At 63.8% G+C, this 17,688-nt stretch carries 16 protein-coding genes; 9 read left to right on the forward strand and 7 right to left on the reverse strand.

Translation table 11 applies throughout. From position 1 onward, the window contains the following. Positions 1–74 precede the first annotated feature (74 nt). Positions 75–1,421, forward strand: a complete 1,347-nt coding sequence (locus ABD842_RS08745) for a YfcC family protein (protein ID WP_345112645.1) — start codon at positions 75–77, stop codon at positions 1,419–1,421. A gap of 14 nt (positions 1,422–1,435) precedes the next feature. On the opposite strand, the gene ABD842_RS08750 is transcribed toward ABD842_RS08745, so the two are convergent. Next, the gene (locus ABD842_RS08750; protein WP_345112647.1) at positions 1,436–1,837 is read right to left on the reverse strand and encodes a DUF6960 family protein; all 402 of its coding nucleotides are present in this window, start codon (positions 1,835–1,837) and stop codon (positions 1,436–1,438) included. Positions 1,838–2,121: 284 nt separating this feature from the next. On the opposite strand from ABD842_RS08750, the gene ABD842_RS08755 reads away from it, so the two are divergent. From ABD842_RS08755 to trpS, 7 genes are all read left to right on the forward strand, one after another. Next, on the forward strand, positions 2,122–3,936 hold the full coding sequence (locus tag ABD842_RS08755; protein WP_345112649.1) for an alpha-amylase family glycosyl hydrolase: 1,815 nt from the start codon (positions 2,122–2,124) through the stop codon (positions 3,934–3,936). Positions 3,937–4,118: 182 nt separating this feature from the next. After that, on the forward strand, positions 4,119–5,963 hold the full coding sequence (locus ABD842_RS08760; RefSeq protein WP_345112651.1) for a glycosyltransferase: 1,845 nt from the start codon (positions 4,119–4,121) through the stop codon (positions 5,961–5,963). A gap of 89 nt (positions 5,964–6,052) precedes the next feature. Continuing rightward, positions 6,053–6,892, forward strand: coding sequence for a DUF4198 domain-containing protein (locus tag ABD842_RS08765; RefSeq protein WP_345112652.1), 840 nt, complete (start codon positions 6,053–6,055; stop codon positions 6,890–6,892). A gap of 105 nt (positions 6,893–6,997) precedes the next feature. Beyond that, positions 6,998–7,372: an STAS domain-containing protein gene (locus tag ABD842_RS08770; protein WP_073111726.1), complete on the forward strand. Its 375-nt coding sequence runs from the start codon at positions 6,998–7,000 to the stop codon at positions 7,370–7,372. Positions 7,373–7,490: 118 nt separating this feature from the next. After that, a complete protein-coding gene (locus ABD842_RS08775) occupies positions 7,491–8,408 on the forward strand; it encodes a ribonuclease Z (protein WP_345112654.1) in 918 nt (305 codons plus the stop codon). Positions 8,409–8,506: 98 nt separating this feature from the next. Next, positions 8,507–9,256 carry a queuosine precursor transporter gene (locus ABD842_RS08780; protein ID WP_345112655.1) on the forward strand — a complete coding sequence of 250 codons (750 nt, stop codon included), beginning with the start codon at positions 8,507–8,509 and terminating at the stop codon, positions 9,254–9,256. A 103-nt stretch (positions 9,257–9,359) separates the two neighbouring features. Next, positions 9,360–10,337: a tryptophan--tRNA ligase gene (trpS, locus tag ABD842_RS08785; protein WP_345112657.1), complete on the forward strand. Its 978-nt coding sequence runs from the start codon at positions 9,360–9,362 to the stop codon at positions 10,335–10,337. Positions 10,338–10,552: 215 nt separating this feature from the next. Here the strand turns inward: trpS and ABD842_RS08790 are convergent, their stop codons facing one another. Both ABD842_RS08790 and ABD842_RS08795 read right to left on the reverse strand, forming a co-directional pair. Beyond that, complete coding sequence (locus ABD842_RS08790; protein ID WP_345112659.1) at positions 10,553–11,407, reverse strand: hypothetical protein; 855 nt, start codon at positions 11,405–11,407, stop codon at positions 10,553–10,555. 360 nt (positions 11,408–11,767) lie between these two features. Further along, positions 11,768–12,901, reverse strand: a complete 1,134-nt coding sequence (locus ABD842_RS08795) for a CaiB/BaiF CoA transferase family protein (protein ID WP_345112661.1) — start codon at positions 12,899–12,901, stop codon at positions 11,768–11,770. Positions 12,902–13,061: 160 nt separating this feature from the next. Between ABD842_RS08795 and ABD842_RS08800 the strand changes: the two genes are divergently transcribed. Continuing rightward, positions 13,062–14,714 (forward strand): DEAD/DEAH box helicase, encoded by a 1,653-nt coding sequence (locus ABD842_RS08800; protein ID WP_345112662.1) that lies wholly within the window; start codon positions 13,062–13,064, stop codon positions 14,712–14,714. 61 nt (positions 14,715–14,775) lie between these two features. Here the strand turns inward: ABD842_RS08800 and ABD842_RS08805 are convergent, their stop codons facing one another. The 4 genes from ABD842_RS08805 to ABD842_RS08820 form a co-directional block, all read right to left on the reverse strand. Then, a complete protein-coding gene (locus ABD842_RS08805) occupies positions 14,776–15,279 on the reverse strand; it encodes a hypothetical protein (RefSeq protein ID WP_345112664.1) in 504 nt (167 codons plus the stop codon). A gap of 111 nt (positions 15,280–15,390) precedes the next feature. Further along, positions 15,391–16,209, reverse strand: a complete 819-nt coding sequence (locus ABD842_RS08810; RefSeq protein WP_345112666.1) for an SDR family oxidoreductase — start codon at positions 16,207–16,209, stop codon at positions 15,391–15,393. Positions 16,210–16,299: 90 nt separating this feature from the next. Beyond that, entirely contained in the window at positions 16,300–16,635 is a 336-nt protein-coding gene (locus ABD842_RS08815) for a hypothetical protein (protein ID WP_345112667.1), read from the reverse strand. A 94-nt stretch (positions 16,636–16,729) separates the two neighbouring features. Next, positions 16,730–17,665, reverse strand: a complete 936-nt coding sequence (locus tag ABD842_RS08820) for a 1,4-dihydroxy-2-naphthoate polyprenyltransferase (RefSeq protein ID WP_345112668.1) — start codon at positions 17,663–17,665, stop codon at positions 16,730–16,732. Positions 17,666–17,688: the final 23 nt, after the last annotated feature.

The raw sequence follows: 17,688 nt of genomic DNA on the forward strand, positions 1-17,688 counted from the left end.
GCCGCTTTCCAGCGGGTGAGCGGGCAAAGCGGCGTATTATATTAATACTGCGGCCGCTCTTTTACCTTCGCCCCATGAAAACGTTCCGCTTTCCCCACCCGCTCGTGCTGCTGGTCGGCTTCATCCTGCTGGCCATGCTGCTGAGCTACGTGCTGCCCGCCGGCGAGTTTGCGCGCCAGGCCGACGCCGCCACCGGCCGCGACGTGGTGGTGGCCGGCTCCTACCACCGCGTGCCCGCCACGCCCGTCACCCCGCTGCAGGCCCTGGTCGATATTCCGAAGGGCCTGGCCGATGCGGCCAGCGTGATTTTCCTGGTGTTTTTGGCCGGCGGCGCCTTTACCGTGGTCGACCATACCGGGGCCCTGCGCCGGGGCGTCGACTGGCTGCTCGACAAGTTCCGGGGGCGGGAGGCGGTGGTGATTCCCATCATCTCCGTGCTGTTTGCCACCATGGGCGCGCTGGAAAACATGCAGGAGGAAATCATTCCCCTGGTGCCGGTGCTGCTGATTCTGATGCGGCGCATCGGCTACCCGCCCCTGACGGCGGTGGCCGTCAGCCTGGGCTCGGCGGCCGTGGGCGCGGCCTTCAGTCCGCTGAATCCGTTTCAGGTGGGCATTGCCCAGAAGCTGGCCCAGCTGCCGCTGCTGTCGGGCGGCGGGTTCCGGATGGTGTTTCTGGTGGTGGCCCTGGGGTTGTGGATGGCGGGTACGGTACGCTACGCCCAGAAAAACCGCATGGCCCCCGAGGCGGCCGATGACACCACCGTAGCTACCAAAGGTGCGGGCCGGCACGGGCTGGTGCTGCTGCTGCTGCTCTTCACCTTCGCCTACTTTGCCTACGGGGTGCTGGAGCTGGGCTGGGACTTCGAGCAGATGGCGGCGCTGTTCTTCACGCTGGGCGTGGTGGCCGGCCTGGTGGGCGGCCTGGGCCTCACCGGCACCGCCGAGGGCTTCATTGCCGGCTTCCGCGACATTGCCTTCTCGGCCCTGCTCATCGGCTTTGCCCGGGCCATCTTCGTGGTGCTGGAGCAGGGCCACATCGTCGATACCATCGTGCAGGCACTGTCGGCCCCGCTGGCCCACCTACCGGTGACGGTGGCGGCGCTGGGCATGATGGGCGTGCACACGGCCCTGCACCTGCCCGTGCCCAGCGTGAGCGGGCAGGCCGTGCTGACCATGCCCCTGCTGGTGCCCCTGTCCGACCTGATCGGGCTGCCCCGGCAGGTGACGGTGCTGGCCTACCAGTACGGGGCCGGCCTCTGTGAGCTGCTCACACCCACCAACGGCGCCCTGATGGCCATGCTGGTCGCCTGCGGCGTGCGGTTCGACCAGTGGTGGAAGTTCGTGTTTCCGCTCTACCTAGTGCTGCTGGCCGTGGGTGTGGCGGCCGTTATCATCGGCATTGCCATCGGGCTGAAGTAACGCCCGGCCCGTCTTTACACAAACCGCAGCTCCCCGGCCTCGAAGATGCGCCTGAGCTTGCGCTTCTTCTCTACCAGCTGGAAGCGGGCCTCATGGCGGGTTTCGTCCCAGTACACGTCCGAAATCAGGCCCTGGTGGGGCGCGCGGCCGGGTTCGGGGTGGGCTTCTTGCACCAGGTCGCCGAAGCTGAAGGCGGGCTTGTCGGACAATTCCGTGAACAGCTCGCCGCTTACTTTGAACTGCTGCTCGTCGTAGCGGAGCAGAATCCACTCGTCGGTTTCATCTATTTTCTCGAACAGCTTGCCCACCGGCTCCAGCCACTCGAAGGTGCGGCGGTTGGCGGGGTGAATGTAGCGGAAGCCGTAGTCGGGCGTCCAGGCGTAGAGGCCAAAAACAACGGGTTTGGGTCGGGGCACGGCAGCGGGGAATTAGGAATAACAGGCGGGTGCCGCCGCCAGGACCGGCGGCAGCTTACAACCACAAAACTCCGCTATTTATTCCCGCCAGTCAATCTGCCGGCCCGATTTCAGCTCGGTTTGCGCCGCCGCCGCCGCCCGCCGACAACGCCGCCCCGCCCGGCCGGCCGGCTTATTTACTGCTTCATTTTCAGCCCGTTCAGCCCCGCGCCATAACCTCGCTTCGGTCTGGGCAGTTAGTAGGCCAAAGCTGTTGCGCTCCGCGCTGAATTTCCCGCTGCCCTATGCCCCAAACTACTTCCCTACCTACTCCCACGCTGCAAGCCGGCATGGGTGCCATTCCGCACGCAGCCGGCACCACTTTCCGCGTGTGGGCTCCTCACGCCGAGGCCGTGGCCGTGGTCGGCCCCTTCAACGACTGGCACCACCAGGCCCACCCGCTCACCCACGAGGCCGACGGCTACTGGGCCGCCGACGTCGCCGGCCAGGGTCCCGGCACCGAGTACAAGTTCTGGCTCCGCAACGGCGCCCGGGAGCTGACCCGCAACGACCCCTACGCCCGCGAAGTCACCCACTCGGCCGGCAGCTCGGTGGTGCCCACGCTCGACTTCGACTGGGAAGACGACCACTTCGCGATGCCCGCCTGGAACACGCTCGTCATCTACGAGCTGCACGTGGGCACCTTCAACCCACAGACGGCCGACCAGCCCGGCACCTTTCTCGACGTGGTAGCCAAGCTGGACTACCTGCGCGGGCTGGGCATCAACGCCATTGAGGTGATGCCGCCCACCGAGTTTCCCGGCGGCCGCAGCTGGGGCTACAACCCCTCGCACCCGTTTGCCCTCGAAACCGACTACGGCGGCCCCCAGGCGTTCAAGGAGCTGGTGAAGCAGGCCCACCGCCACGGCATTGCCGTCATTCTGGACGTGGTCTACAACCACTTCGGCCCCGGCGACCTGGACCTGTGGCAGTTCGACGGCTGGCAGGAAAACGAGGGCGGCGGCATCTACTTCTACAACGACTGGCGGGCCGAAACGCCCTGGGGCCACAACCGCCCCGACTACAGCCGCCCCGAGGTGCGCCGCTACATCCGCGACAATGCTGTGATGTGGCTCGAAGACTACCGCGTGGACGGCCTGCGCTGCGACTCCATCTCCCACATCCGCAACGTGGACGGCACCGACGACCCCAGCCGCAACCTGCCCGACGGCTGGAGCCTGATGACGTGGATCAACGAGGAGATTCAGGCGCGCATGCCCTGGAAAATCACCATCGCCGAGGACCTGCAGGGCAATGAGTACATCACCCGCCCCACCGACCAGGAAGGCCAGGGCTTTGCCTCGCAGTGGGATGCCGCCTTCGTGAACATCCTGCGCGACGCCCTCACCGCGCCCCACGATGCCGACCGCAACCTGGCGGCCGTGGCCCAAACCCTGGGGCAGCGCTACAACGACGACGCTTTTCAGCGCATCATCTACACCGAGTCGCACGATGAGGTGGCCAATGGCAAGAGCCGGGTGGCCGAGGAAATCATGCCGGGCGAAGCGGCTTCGTGGTTTCCCAAGAAGCGCACCACCCTGGGCGCCGCGCTGGTGTTTACCGCCCCCGGCGTGCCGATGATTTTTCAGGGTCAGGAATTTCTGGCCGACGGCTACTTCTCCGACGACCAGCCCCTGCAGTGGCAGCGCGCCGACGACCTGCGCGGCCTCGTGCACCTGTACCGCGACCTTATTTCTTTGCGCCGCAACCTGCCCGGCACCACCCGCGGCCTCACGGGCCAGCACACCGACGTATTTCACGTCAACGACGAGCAGAAAACCCTGGCCTTCCGCCGCTGGGACGCCGGCGGCCCCGGCGACGAGACCATCATCGTCGCCAACTTTGCCGACGTTTCGCACGAGCGCTACACCATCGGGCTGCCGGCCGCCGGCCGCTGGCACGTGCGCTTCAACTCCGACTGGCAGGGCTACGACCAGGATTTTGGCAACTTCGAAAGCACCACGGCCGAGGCCGAGGAGGGCGAGTACGACGGGCAGCCCTTCCACGCCGCCTTCGGGCTGGCGCCGTACTCGGTGTTGATTATTTCGCAGGACGCCTGAGCCGGCCCGGTTTCCGGCCGGGGCAAACCGATAGCAGGCGTGCCTGCCCGTCAGCTGGCAATAATTATGGGGGCGAAGCAATTATTGTTGTCAGGCGCTGGCAACAATAATTGCTTCGNCTTTCCAGTGTGTGAAATCGGGCTGGCTCCCATATCTTGCCGCTCCACGCCAAAACTCCCCGCATGCAAGTTCCCGCTTCCGTCCCGAATCCCGTTGCTCCCGATGCCCTGCTGGTTGAGGTGGCCTGGGAAGTCTGCAACCAGGTGGGCGGCATCTACACCGTTATCCGCTCGAAAGTGCCCGCCACGGTGCAGGTCTGGGACGAGCGGTACTGCCTGCTCGGGCCTTATTTCGCCCAGCAGGCCCAGGGCGAGTTTGAGCCCATCGACGAGTACGAGCTGGAGCACCTGCGCAAGGACGACCCGTTTGCCGGCGCCGTGCGCCAGCTGCGCGCCCAGGGCTTCGACGTGCAGTACGGCGTCTGGCTCGTCACGGGCCGCCCCCGCACGGTGCTCATCAACCCGTATCAGGTTTATAACCAGCTGGGCAGCATCAAGTCGGACCTGTGGGAGCACCACGGCATTCCGACGCCCGACACCGACGATTTGCTGCACCAGGTGGAGGCGTTTGGGCTGCTGGCGAAGATTTTTCTGCAGACGCTGACGGCCGAGGTCACCCCACCCCAGCGCGTGATTGGCCACTTCCACGAGTGGATGACGGGCGTAGCCATTCCGGCCCTGCGCCGCGAGCAGGTGCCGGTGCACCTGGTCTTTACCACCCACGCCACGCTGCTGGGCCGCTACCTGGCCATGAACGACCCCAACTTCTACGACCACCTGATGCAGGTGAACTGGGCGGCCGAAGCAGTGCACTTCAACATCGAAACCGCCGTGCGCATCGAGCGGGCCGCGGCCCACGGCAGCCACGTCTTCACCACCGTGAGCGAGCTGACCGTGCGCGAGTGCATCTACCTGCTCGACCGGATTCCGGACGCGGTGCTGCCCAACGGACTCAACATCGAGCGGTTTGTGGCCCTGCACGAGTTTCAGAACCTGCACCAGCAGTACAAGGCCAAGATTCACGAGTTTGTGATGGCCCACTTCTTCCAGAGCTACTCCTTCGACCTCGACAACACGCTCTACCTGTTTACCTCGGGCCGCTACGAGTACCACAACAAGGGCTTCGACCTGACCCTGGAAGCGCTGGCCCGCCTCAACCACCGCATTCAGCAAAGCGGCATGGAAGGTCAGGTTGTCATGTTTTTCATCACCAAGCGGCCCTTTCACAGCATCAATCCGCAGGTGCTGCAAAGCCGCGCCGTGCTCGATGAGGTGCAGGCTACCTGCGAGGCCATTGAGCGGCAGGTGGGCGAGCGGCTCTTCTACGCCGCCGCCGCCGGCACCGACCACCGCCTGCCCGACCTGGGCAGCATGGTCGACGATTACTGGAAGCTGCGCTACCGCCGCACGCTGCAAAGCTGGAAAACCACCAACCTGCCGCCCGTCATCACCCACAACCTGGTCGATGACGCGAATGACGACATCCTGAATTTCCTGCGCCGGGCCAATCTGGTCAACAACCAGCACGACCGGGTAAAAATCGTGTACCACCCCGATTTCGTGTCGCCTACCTCACCCCTGTTCGGCATGGAGTACGGGCAGTTTGTGCGCGGCTGCCACCTGGGCATCTTTCCCAGCTACTACGAGCCCTGGGGCTACACCCCGTTAGAGTGCGTGGCCCGGGGCGTGCCGGCTATTACCTCCGACTTGTCGGGCTTCGGCGACTACGTGCTGCAGACCGTGCCCGACCACGAGGAAAAGGGCATTTACGTGGTGAAGCGCCAGGAAAAGACCTTCGAGGAATCGGCGGAAGAGCTGACCGACATGCTCTGGAACTTCGTGCAGCTCAACCGCCGGGAGCGAATCATGCAGCGCAACAACGTGGAAAGCTCCGCCGAGCTCTACGACTGGAAAAACCTGCGCGTGTACTACGACCGGGCGTACACGCTGGCCCTGGAGCGGGAGTAGGATGCTCCGGAACAGCTGCGGCAAACACTGGCTTTGGCGCGAATAACTACGGTATTAATGCCTTCCCGATTGGTCTTCCTTCATCCGCTATGAGTCAAAAACCCTTGTTTGGCATTGCCCTTATCCTGCTGCTGGCGGGGGCCGCCACGGCCGTTGCGCACGAGTTCTGGCTGCTGCCACCCCGTTTTTTTGTGGCGCCCGGCACCCGGCAGAACATCCACGTCTTTGTGGGCGAAAGCTTTACCGGCGAGCGGTGGGCCGGGAAGAGCAGGCGCCTCACCAGCTTTGTGCAGTATACCCCAACCGACACCCTGAATCTGACCAAAGCCGCCAGCCAAACTGACACGCTGCACACCGCCGTGGAGCTGCGGCAGCCGGGCATCCATATGGTGGCCCTCAGCACCAACAATGCCTTCATCGAGCTGGAAGCCGGCAAGTTTAATGCTTACCTCAAAGAAGACGGGCTCGATAACGTGCTGGCCCTGCGCCAACAGCGCCAGGAGCTAGCCAAACCCGGCCGCGAGGCTTACCGTCGTTGCGCCAAAACCCTGATTCAGGTTGGCGCGCCTTCTTCAGAAGCTGCCAAAACAACGTACGGCGCCGTGGCCGGCCACCCGCTGGAGCTGGTGCCCGACCAGAATCCGTACGCCCTCAAAATCGGGGCCTCCCTCACGGTGCAGGTCCTGGCCGATGGGCAGCCGCTGCGGGGCGCGCTGGTGCAGGTGTGGCAGCGCACGCCCGGCCAACCCACGCAAATCAGCAAACTTCGCAGCAACCAAAACGGCCGCGTGTTGTTTCGATTGAACGGCGCTGGCAGTTATATGGTGAGCACCGTGCGGATGGAACCGGCCACCGACCTCAAAACGGCGGATTGGCAGAGCACCTGGGCTACGCTGACGTTCGGAGTGGCCGGTATTTCGGGCCGCTGAATTCACGGAATTTTCTCCTAACTTGGTCGTCCGGCGTACTCCGCACCCGAATATTTTTTTTCTTACCTTCGCAACTCCCTTAAAAACTCCGACACCACAGACGGTATGAAGTACTCGATTGATAAAAAGGAAACTTACACGATTATCACCATTGACGAGAAGAAGCTCGACACCACCGTTGCGCCTGATCTGAAATCGGAATTCGTGAAGTTGAACGCGGAAGGCATCAACAACCTGATCCTGGATTTGCAGAACGTGAAGTACACGGATTCGTCGGGTCTGAGCTCTATCCTCATTGCCAACCGTCTGTGCAACTCGACCGGCGGCCTGCTGGTACTCACCGGCCTGCAGGATCACGTGATGAAGCTCATCACCATCTCCAAGCTCGAGTCGGTGCTGCACATTCTGCCCACGGTGGAGGAAGGTATCGACCGCATCTTCCTGCACGCCATCGAGCGGGACCTGACCAGCAAAGAATAGCTTTTTCCCTTAGCCATAAGCGCTAAGCTGCAAGCTGCAAGCTCTTTCGTTCTGTTGGCTGGCCCTCAGAGCAAAGGCTTGCAGCTTGCAGCTTTTAGCTTGTGGCTTTTTCCATCCTATGGAGTTTGAGCTGAAAATTCTGGGCAGTGCCTCTGCCACCCCGTTTCTCAACCGCCACCACACGGCGCAGGTGCTGAGCGTGGGCCCGCACTCCTACCTGATCGACTGCGGCGAGGGCACCCAGCGGCGGCTGATGGAATACAAGGTGCGCCACCAGCGCCTGAACACCATTTTCATATCCCATCTGCACGGCGACCATTTTTTCGGGCTGTTCGGGCTGCTGGGCACTATGCACCTGCAGGGCCGCACCGAGCCGGTGTGCCTGTTTGGCCCCGCCGGCCTGGATGAGATGCTGACCACCCAGTTTCGCGTGTCGCACACCCAGCTTTCCTTTCCCCTGGAGTTTACCATAGTCGACACTGAGCAGCACGCGCTGGTATATGAAGACCGCTACCTGACGGTGCACACGCTGCCCATGCGCCACCGCATTCCGTGCTGCGGCTACCTGTTTCGGGAAAAGCCCAAGCGCCGCCACCTCGACAAAACCCGGCTGCCCGCCGGCCTCACCCCCGCCCAGCTGCACCAGCTGGCCCAGGGCGACGACGTGCGCGACGAGCAGGGCCAGATGCTGGTGCGCCACCTCGACGTGACCACGGCCCCGAATCATTCGCGCAGCTACGCCTTCTGCTCCGATACGGTCTACACCGAAAGCCTGGCCGAGCTGGTGCAGGGCGTAGACCTCCTCTATCACGAAGCCACCTTCATGGACGACCTGCGTGAGCGGGCCGCGGCCACCCACCACTCCACCGCCCGGCAGGCAGCCCAGTTGGCCCGGCAGGCGCAGGTCAAGCGCCTGCTCATCGGCCACTTCTCCTCCCGCTACCGCGACCTGGAACCCCTGCTGCACGAGGCCCGGGCCGTCTTCGAGTCGGTGGAGCTGGCCGTGGAAGGCAAGGTGGTCAGCATTCCGGAGTAAGGTCCAGAAGTAGAGCTTAGAGGGGAGAGCATAGAACTCAGACTGTTCTGCCACCAGTCTCTTTTCTAAGTTCTAAGCCCTCATTTCTAAGTTCTCATTTGTTGAAAACCTACGAACACAAGAAAACCCAGCTTTACCTCGTTCTCAGCGGCATTTTCATCGTCAACGCGCTGCTGGCCGAGATTATCGGGGTGAAGATTTTTTCGCTGCTGCCGCTGATCGGGCGGCCCGACAACCTGACGGCGGGCGTGCTGATCTGGCCCGTGGTGTTCGTCACTACCGACATCATCAACGAGTATTTCGGCAAGGCCGGCGTGCTGCGGGTGAGCTACCTGACGGCGGCCCTGATTCTGTTTGCCTTCCTCGTCATTTACGCCACCACCAAGCTGCCGCCGGCCCAGTTCTGGCTCGATGTGAACAGCCAGGACCCGCAGGGCCGTGCCATCAACATCGACTTCGCCTACCAGATGATTTTCCGGCAGGGCCTGGGCATCATTGCCGGCTCGCTCACCGCCTTTGCCATCGGGCAGGTGCTCGACGCCACCGTGTTTCAGCTCCTGCGCCGCGCTACCAACGGCCGCTACATCTGGCTGCGGGCCACCGGCTCCACCCTCGTCTCCCAGCTCGTCGACAGCTTCGTGGTGCTCTACGTAGCCTTCTACGTGTTCGGCAACTGGTCCTTCGCCCAGGTGCTGGACGTGGCCAACACCAACTACTGGTATAAATTCGCCGCCGCTATTCTGCTCACCCCCGTGCTCTACCTCGCCCACTTCCTGATTGACCGGTACCTGGGCAAGGAAGGAACCGTGGAATTGCAGCAGGAAGCAGCGGCCGACGTGAGCGTGTAGAACTGGTTTTTGGTTTTTGGTTATACGTTTTTGGTCGCTGGACCTAATGACTGCACCAACAGCCACAAACCAAAAACCACAAACGAACAACCAAAAACCAACCATGTCCCGCATCCTCACCGGCATCCAGAGCACCGGCCGGCCCCATTTGGGCAACCTGCTCGGCGCCATTCTGCCCGCCATCGAGCTGTCGAAAAACCCGGCCCACGACTCGCTCTACTTCATTGCCGACCTGCACTCGCTCACCACCGTGCGCGACGCCGAGCTGCTGCGGCAGAACACCTACGCGGTGGCTGCTGCCTGGCTGGCCTGCGGCTTCGACACCGAGAAAAACCTGTTTTACCGGCAGTCCGACGTGCCGCAGGTGGCCGAGCTGACCTGGTATCTCTCGTGCTTCACGCCGTTTCCGATGCTGGCCAACGCCCACTCGTTCAAGGATAAGTCGGACCGGCTGTCCGACGTGAATGCGGGCCTGTTTACCTACCCCGTGCTCATGGCGGCCGACATTCTGCTCTACGACGCCGAGATTGTGCCCGTGGGCAAGGACCAGATTCAGCACCTCGAAATTGCCCGCGACATTGCCGCCGCCTTCAACGCCCGCTACGGCGACACCCTGGTGCTGCCCCAGGCCCGCGTCGACGCCGAGCTGATGACCATTCCCGGCACCGACGGGGCCAAGATGAGCAAGAGCTACGGCAACATCATCGACATCTTCGCCCCCGAAAAGGAGCTGCTCAAAGCCATCAAGACCATTATTTCGGACAGCACGCCGCTGGAAGCGCCCAAGAACCCGGACGCCGACATCACCTTCAAGCTGTACGCGCTGCTGGCCACGCCCGCCGAAACCGACACCATGCGCCAGAATTACCTGGCCGGCGGCTACGGCTACGGGCACGCCAAAAAAGAGCTGTACGAGCTGATTCTGCGCCGCTTTGCCACCGAGCGCCAGCAGTTCGACTTCTACCTGCGCAACCTGCCCGAGCTGGATGCCAGGCTGGCCGAAGGTGCCCGCAAAGCCCAGGCCTACGGTAGCGTAGTGCTGAATAAGGTGCGCGAGAAAGTAGGCTACTCCGCGCGGTAAGCGGCTGCTGTCACTGCGAAGGCCGCAGTTCGTCCCGTGCGAGGTAACTATCCTCAAGTAAAGCACAAAGCCCCGACGTATGCCAACGCCGGGGCTTTCGTAGTAACGCGAAGTTCCACTTCGCGAGGCATAGTCCCCGTCGTGACGGCCATCGTTCAACGTCTCGCGAAGCGGAGCCTCGCGTTACCCCTAGCTGCCCCGGCAGGCAACCCGGCTCAGTACGTCAGGCCGTCGATGCTGACGGGGTGCTTTTGCTCGGTGTAGAAGCTGAAGCCCACTTTGCTGCCCCGGCTGACCTGCTGGTTTTCGAGCTTCTGCTTGACCGATATCTTCTGGATATCCTGCATGGGCGGGGCAATCAAATCGTTGTTGACGGCGGCAATCATGGCGCTTTCCACGAACAGGCGCAGCATGTCGGGGGTGAGCAGGTTGTCGGCCATGTCGTTGTCGGGCAGCTCCAGCTGCTGCACGCCTTCGAGGTAGTAGTGGTTTTCGATGTTGATCAGCAGGCGCCCCACCAGGTAGCCCGGGTCGTTCAGGCGCTGGTACTTGATGCTGTCGGCCATGAAGTTGTAGGCCATGATGTGGCCGAAAAACCGCCGCCGGAAGTCCTGCTCCACGTATTTGGAGCCCATGGGGCCGTAGTCTTCGGCGAAGGTGACGATGTTGGAGTGCATCACGAACACCAGCAGATCCCCCGAGAACTTGATGTGAAACTCCATGTCGTTCACCGGGCGGTACTCAATCAGCACGCTCGAATCGAGGAGGGAAAGCTTGCGGCTCAGCTCCACCACCAGCTCCTGCGACACCTGGCGCAGCAGGGCAAAGGCCTCGAGGGTGTTGCGGAAGATGGCCTGCTTGGCAATGGACTTCTGCTTGAGGCCCTCGAAGATCTGGTCGAGGCGGTCGGCGGGGGCGGCGGTGGGGGCGCCGGGGGCCGCCGTGGGCTCGTTGTTGGTAGCCGTGGCCCCGGCGGAGCTTTCGACCACGGGCGTACTCTCCGGCAGCGGCGTCGGCTCGGCATCGGAGGCCGGGGGAATCAGGTTGGTGGGCAGCTTGGTACGAGGCATCGGGTGGGGCAACAGGTGAGGCAACAGGTGGGAAGAAGCCAGCTTGCTACGGCCGGCCGGGCCGTTCAGACGCTGAGCGGCGCTTCTGGCAAGTACGAAATATTCCGGGTGCCGGGTTCGGAATGAGCCGCCAGCCCGCGGGCAGCGGCCGCCCACCCGGAGCCTGAACACCAGGTCATCGATTTTAGAGGGGATATAAAAAAATAATGACCCATACCAGCTGACGTATGGGGAGTCATCAATTTTGGAGGGGGTGTAAAACTGATGACCCACTGCCGCTGGTTGGCACCAGGTCATGATTTCTGGACAGTCGCGAAAATAGTTACCCGGCCGCCGGTTTTGTCCCGCCCCCACAGCCCGTCATTCCGCCGTATGCGCGCCCAGCCGCGGCGGGGCGGCCAGCGCTTCAGCCAACGGCCACTGCGGACTGCGAAATGCTACCGTCCGCAGCCCCGGGTGCGCAAATTCCGACGCGGGAGGCAGCAGCATCGGGGCCGCTGCAGCCTGCGTCAGCGCCTGGCCCACCGTGCGCACCGCGCCGGCCGGCACGCCCCGCCGCTCCAGCTCCTGCAGCAAGGCTGTCCCACTCAGCTCGCCGATGCGGGCGTGCAGCAGCACTTCCAGCTCGGCCCGGTGCGCCACGCGGGCTTCGTTGGTGCCAAAGCGTTCATCCGCCGCCCACGCCGGCTGGCTTAGTGCCGCGCAGAGCAGCTGAAACTGCCGGTCGGCGCCCACGGCCAGAATCAGCGCCACCCCGTCGGCGGCCCGGTACACGGTGCCGTAGGGCACGATGCTGGGGTGGCCCGAGCCCAGCGGCTGCGGATCCTGGCCCGTCACCAGGAACGTGGCCGCCTGGTTGGCCAGCGAAGCCAGGGCACTGTCGAGCAACGACACCTGCACCAGCGCGCCCAGCCCGGTGCCGGCCCGGCGGTAGAGGGCCGTCAGAAGCCCTTCCTTGAGCTGGTGGGCGGCCAGCAGATCAATCAGGGCTACCGGCATTTTCTGCGGGGCGTGGCCGGGCAGCCCGTTCAGGTGCATGAAGCCGGCCTCGGCCTGCAGCACGGCATCGTAGCCGGCCCGGCCCGAGTCGGGACCGTAGCCGGTGAGGTGGCCGTAGATAAGCTGCGGATTGTGCTGGCAGAGCGTGGCGTAGTCGACCCCCAGCTTTTCGGCGTCGCCGGGCTTGTAGCTGGCCAGCACAATGTCGGCGCGGGCGGCCAGGCGGTAGACAGCGGCCAGGCCCGCGGGGGTGCGCAGATCCAGCACCACCGACTGCTTGCCCCAGTTGGCGCAGCTGAAGTAAGCCGACACGCTGGTTTCGACCGCCTCGGCGGCGGTTTTCCAGCGGCGCGTCACGTCGCCGCCCGGGGGCTCCACTTTGACGACGGTGGCCCCCAGCTCGGCGAAGAACTGCCCCACCTGCGGGCCGGCCAGCACGCTGGCCAGCTCCAGAATCAGCAAATCGGCGAAGGGAAGCGAGGGTTCAGAATTCATGGCGGCAAAGAAACGACCAAAAAGGCGTATCCGGCGGCATTTCGGTTCCCGATCGGCCAATCTGGCGCCGACCCGAATTCCCTTATCTTTACGGCAAATCAAGCGGTTTGCTGACCGGAAAACAGGGTCAGCGCATACTTTCACTTCATTTCGCTGAACCTTGAAGTTTACCGATTTCAATCTGCACGACGACCTGCTGGCCGGAGTGGACGCCATGAATTATCTGAATGCCACGCCCATTCAGGAGCAGGCCATTCCTAAGATTATCGAGGGCAAGGACCTGATTGCCTGCGCCCAGACCGGCACCGGCAAGACGGCCGCCTATCTGCTGCCCCTGCTCGACAAGATTTCCCACGCCAAGCACGGCCACACCTCCACGCTGATTCTGGTGCCCACGCGCGAGCTGGCCACCCAGATCGACGAGCAGGTGACGGGCTTCGGCTACTTCGTGGAAGCGAGCAGCATTGCCATCTACGGCGGCGGCAAAAGCGAGAACTGGGAGCAGCAGAAGCGCGCCCTCACCTCCGGCGCCGACATCATCGTGGCCACGCCCGGCCGCCTGATTGCCCACCTGCAGATGGGCTACGTCAGGTTCGACCAGATCAAGTACCTGGTGCTCGACGAGGCCGACAAGATGATGGACATGGGCTTTTCGGACGACATCCTGAACATCGTGCGCCAGCTGCCCAAGCAGCGGCAGACCCTGCTGTTCTCGGCTACCATGCCCACCAAAATCCGCGACTTCTCGAAGCAGATTCTCAATGAGCCCGAGGAAATCCGGCTGGCCGTATCCAAGCCCGCCGCCGGCATCGACCAGCAGTTCTACATGGCTTTCGACCGCCAGAAGATTCACCTGCTCGAGCACATCATCAAAACCCAGGAGGTGCAGAGCATGGTGCTGTTTACGAGCCAGAAAGCGGCCGTAGCGGGCATTGTGCGCGCCATCAACAAGCTGGGCTACGTGGCCCAGGGCATCAGCTCCGACCGGACCCAGGAGGAGCGGGAGCAGATCATGCGCGACTTCAAGAACAAGTCCTTCCCCATCCTGGTGGCCACCGACGTGCTTAGCCGCGGCATCGACATCGACTCCTTGAGCCACGTGGTAAACTACGACATCCCGCGGGCGGCCGAGGACTACGTGCACCGGATCGGCCGTACGGCCCGCGCCGCCACCAAGGGCACAGCCATCACCTTCATTGCCGACCAGGACCAGGACCGCGTCCTCAAGATCGAGAAGCTCATTGAGCGCGAAGTAGAAAAGCAGGACATTACCGAAGGCCTCGGCCTGGGTCCGGCCCCGGAGTTTGACCCCAAGCGCTTCAGCGGCCTGGGCGGCAAAATCGGCGGCCGGCCCGAGCGGGGTGGCCGCTCGGGCGGCGGCAGCCGCGGTCCGCGCCCCGAAGGTGGGGCTCCCCGCGGCGAAGGGGGCCGCGACGGTGGCCGGCCGCGCCGCGACGCCGACCCGAAAGACCCCAAGCAAAAGGAGCGTATCGCCAATGCCCAGGCCGCGCTAGCTGCGCTCGATGCGGGCCAGGCCCCGGCTGTCCCGTATCAGCGCCCACCCCGCCCGGAAGGTGAAGCCCGTCCGCCCCGCGCGCCGCGTCCGGAAGGCGAAGCCCGGGAGCCCCGGGAGCCGCGCGCCCCGCGTCCGGAAGGCGAAGCCCGCCCACCGCGCGAGCCGCGGGCCGAAGGCGAAGCCGGTGACGACAAGCCCCGCCGCAAGCGCGGGGGCCGCAACCGCGGAGGCCGTGGGCCGCGCCCGGAAGGCTCAGCCGAGGCCGTATCCGCGCCGGCCGCCCCCAGCGCCGAGTAGCCGTACAAACTCATAAAAAAGCCCCGCTACTTCCGTAGCGGGGCTTTTTTTGGTAGTGGCTCTACAAGGATTTAACAAACTCGTCGAGCTGCTTGCGAAAGGCGGCAAGGGCCTGCTGCTGCTCCGGGTTGCGGCTCTTGAGCAGCTCCTCCAGCGGAATGCTGCGCGGCTTGCCGTTCTGCTCCACCACGCACTGGATTTCGCCGATGCGGTAGGCCAGCGTGTCGGGCCGCAGGTACGTGCCCACGCCCAGCCGAAACCGATAAGTGTGCTGGCCGACCGGCAGGGCCGGGAGGCTGCCCCAGCCGTTGAACTCCCCCCGCCCCGAAAGCTTGCCGCCGTTGGCGGCGCGGCCGTCGGCGCAATGGCTGCTAAACCACGCCAGTACGCGTTGCTGAATCTGTTTGCGGGTAGCCTCGGCTTCGGTCGCCGCTACGGCCTGGGCGCCCTCGAACACCACCTGGCCGTACTCGTTTTTCGGCCACGGCTGGGTTTGAGCCCGGGCCGTGAAGGCAGTAGCAAGCAGCAGCAACCCGGCTATGGCAAAGGAAAATCTTGATTTCATAGGCCCAAGCTACCAGAAAAAGGGCGTTACGGCCGCCACGGCGGGCCGGACGGAGTTATCGGCGGGTAATCGGGCGGGGCAAAAACCCGCGGCCGGTCCGCCTAAAATCTTCTACGCCAGCCCGAAGCCCTGCCGGATCATACCGTGAAAATCCTGCTCCGACATTTTGGCCTTGGTTTTCAGCAGCTGCTCGGCATCGGCGCCGGCAATGTAGCGGAGCTGGGGCGTGCCGTCGGTGGCGGCGGTGAAGATGACCTCGGCAATCTGCCCGGGCGTGGAGGCGGCCCCGCCGCGGCTGCTGAAGGCCGCCAGCACGCTGCGCACCTGGCCCGCGTAGGGGTTGGCATCGTCGGCGGGGTTGGCGGTCATCTGCAGGGAGCGGGTGGCAAAGTCGGTGGCCACGCCCCCGGGCGCCACCACCTTCACCTGGATGCCGAAGGGCTCCAGCTCAAACCACAGGGATTCGGAGAAGCCGTCGAGGCCGAACTTGGTGGCGTGGTAGAGCGAGTTCATCGGAAACGCCGTGCGCCCGCCCACCGAGGTGATGTTGATGATAACGCCGGCCCGCTGGGCCCGCATGATAGGCAGTGCCGCCCGCGTCACGCGGAACACGCCGAACACGTTGGTGGCAAACTGCTGCTGAATCTGCACGTCGGTGGCCGACTCGAACGGGCCCACCAGCCCGTAGCCAGCGTTGTTGACCAGCACGTCGAGGCTGCCGAAGTCCTGGTGGGCCTGCTGCACGGCGCGGGTGACGGCGGCCTCATCGGTCACGTCGAGGGCGTAGACGCGAACCGTGGGCAGGTCGGTGAACCGGGCATCGGCGGGGTTGCGCATGGTGGCGGCCACGTTCCAGCCGTGCCGGGCAAACAGGCGCACGGCGGCCTCACCGATGCCGGTGGAGGTGCCGGTGATGAAAACAGTCTTCATAGGCGGGGGATGTTGAAGTGTTTTCGGGCTGACGAATGGCTCCGCTCCTTACTTTCAATCCCCCTTTTTATTTCATCAAGCGGGCATAGTTTATCCGGCAGCAGACTCTTCGACCGGATGTCCCAGCTTTTTCAACCAATCCTTCAGCCTTGGATGCGCGTTGAGATCCAGCGGAATATCCTGCCCCGCGCCGGTCAGCAGGCTGCTGCAAAGAAGACAAATGTTCAGAATTGAAACAATCTGATTTTCGGCGCTGAAAAAGATAATAGCATCATGATAAATCGGCGCACACATCCAGCGCATGTCATCGACTAACTCAGTTTGTAGCATTGCCGCTAACTCCTCCACTTCGGGGGCAGTAGCGGTAAGCCGTTTGATTAGCTGGTTGGGTGCAGATTTCCGTGCTGGTCGGTCAGATACAGGCAAGGCTGATCCGCGTTCTGGCCCCGATTAAAGGAATAAGTGACAAGTCGGGTGAAGTTCAGACCTTGATAGTACTCACGACTGTTCGGCTCATTTTTTATAACACCTGCCCCACGCCGAACAGCACCGTAAATACCAGCGTCGTCAGCGCCATCTGCTTGAGCAGCGGGTCGAGCTGCATCGAATCCTGGCGCTGCCACACGCGGCGGGCGTTGAGCAGCAGCAGCGGGGCCGAGAGCAGGAACAGCCACTGCCAGGGCGAGTGGTAGGTGAGCGTGGCGTAGACCACGGCGCAGCCCAGGCCCAGCAGCAGCAAGAGCCAGTGGTAGCGCCGGGCATTCTGCGGCCCCAGGCGCACGGGAATCGTGATTTTGCCAGCCAGCTCATCGGAGCGGATGTCGCGGATGTTGTTCACGTTCAGCACCGCCGTGGCAAAGCAGCCCAGCGCGGCGGCCGGCAGCAGCACGGCCAGCGGCAGCGCCCGGGTTTGCAGATAATAGGTGCCGCACACGCCCACCAGGCCGAAGAAGGTGAACACCGACACGTCGCCGAGGCCGGCGTAGCCGTAGGGCTTGGCCCCGGCCGTGTAGTTGACGGCCGCCCAGATGGCGCACAGGCCCAGCCCGAAAAAGGTGAGGAAGATCCAGACCCCGCTGCTGCCCAGCGCCACCCACAGCAGGCTCAGCCCGCTCCCCAACGACAGCAGCCCAAACAGGCCCATGCCCCGCTTCATCTGGGCCGGCGAAATGGCGCCGCTCTGCACGGCCCGCTGCGGCCCTTCGCGGTGCACGCTGTCGGCCCCGTTCTGGGAGTCGCCGTAGTCGTTGGCCAGGTTGCTCAGAATCTGCAGCAGGATGGTGGTGAGTACGGCCAGGCCGAAGACGGCGGGGCGGAACTGCCCGTGGCTGGCGGCCAGAAAGCCGCCGGTCAGGATGCTGGCCAGCGCCAGCGGCAGGGTGCGGGGCCGGAACGCTGAAACCCAGGCTTTGGCGGGACTGACGGCGGGGGAAGCAGAAGGGGAAGTCGAAGACATAGAAAACAACAGAACGTCATGCT

It is taken from the genome of Hymenobacter algoricola (genome assembly GCF_039539525.1).
Classification (GTDB): domain Bacteria; phylum Bacteroidota; class Bacteroidia; order Cytophagales; family Hymenobacteraceae; genus Hymenobacter; species Hymenobacter algoricola.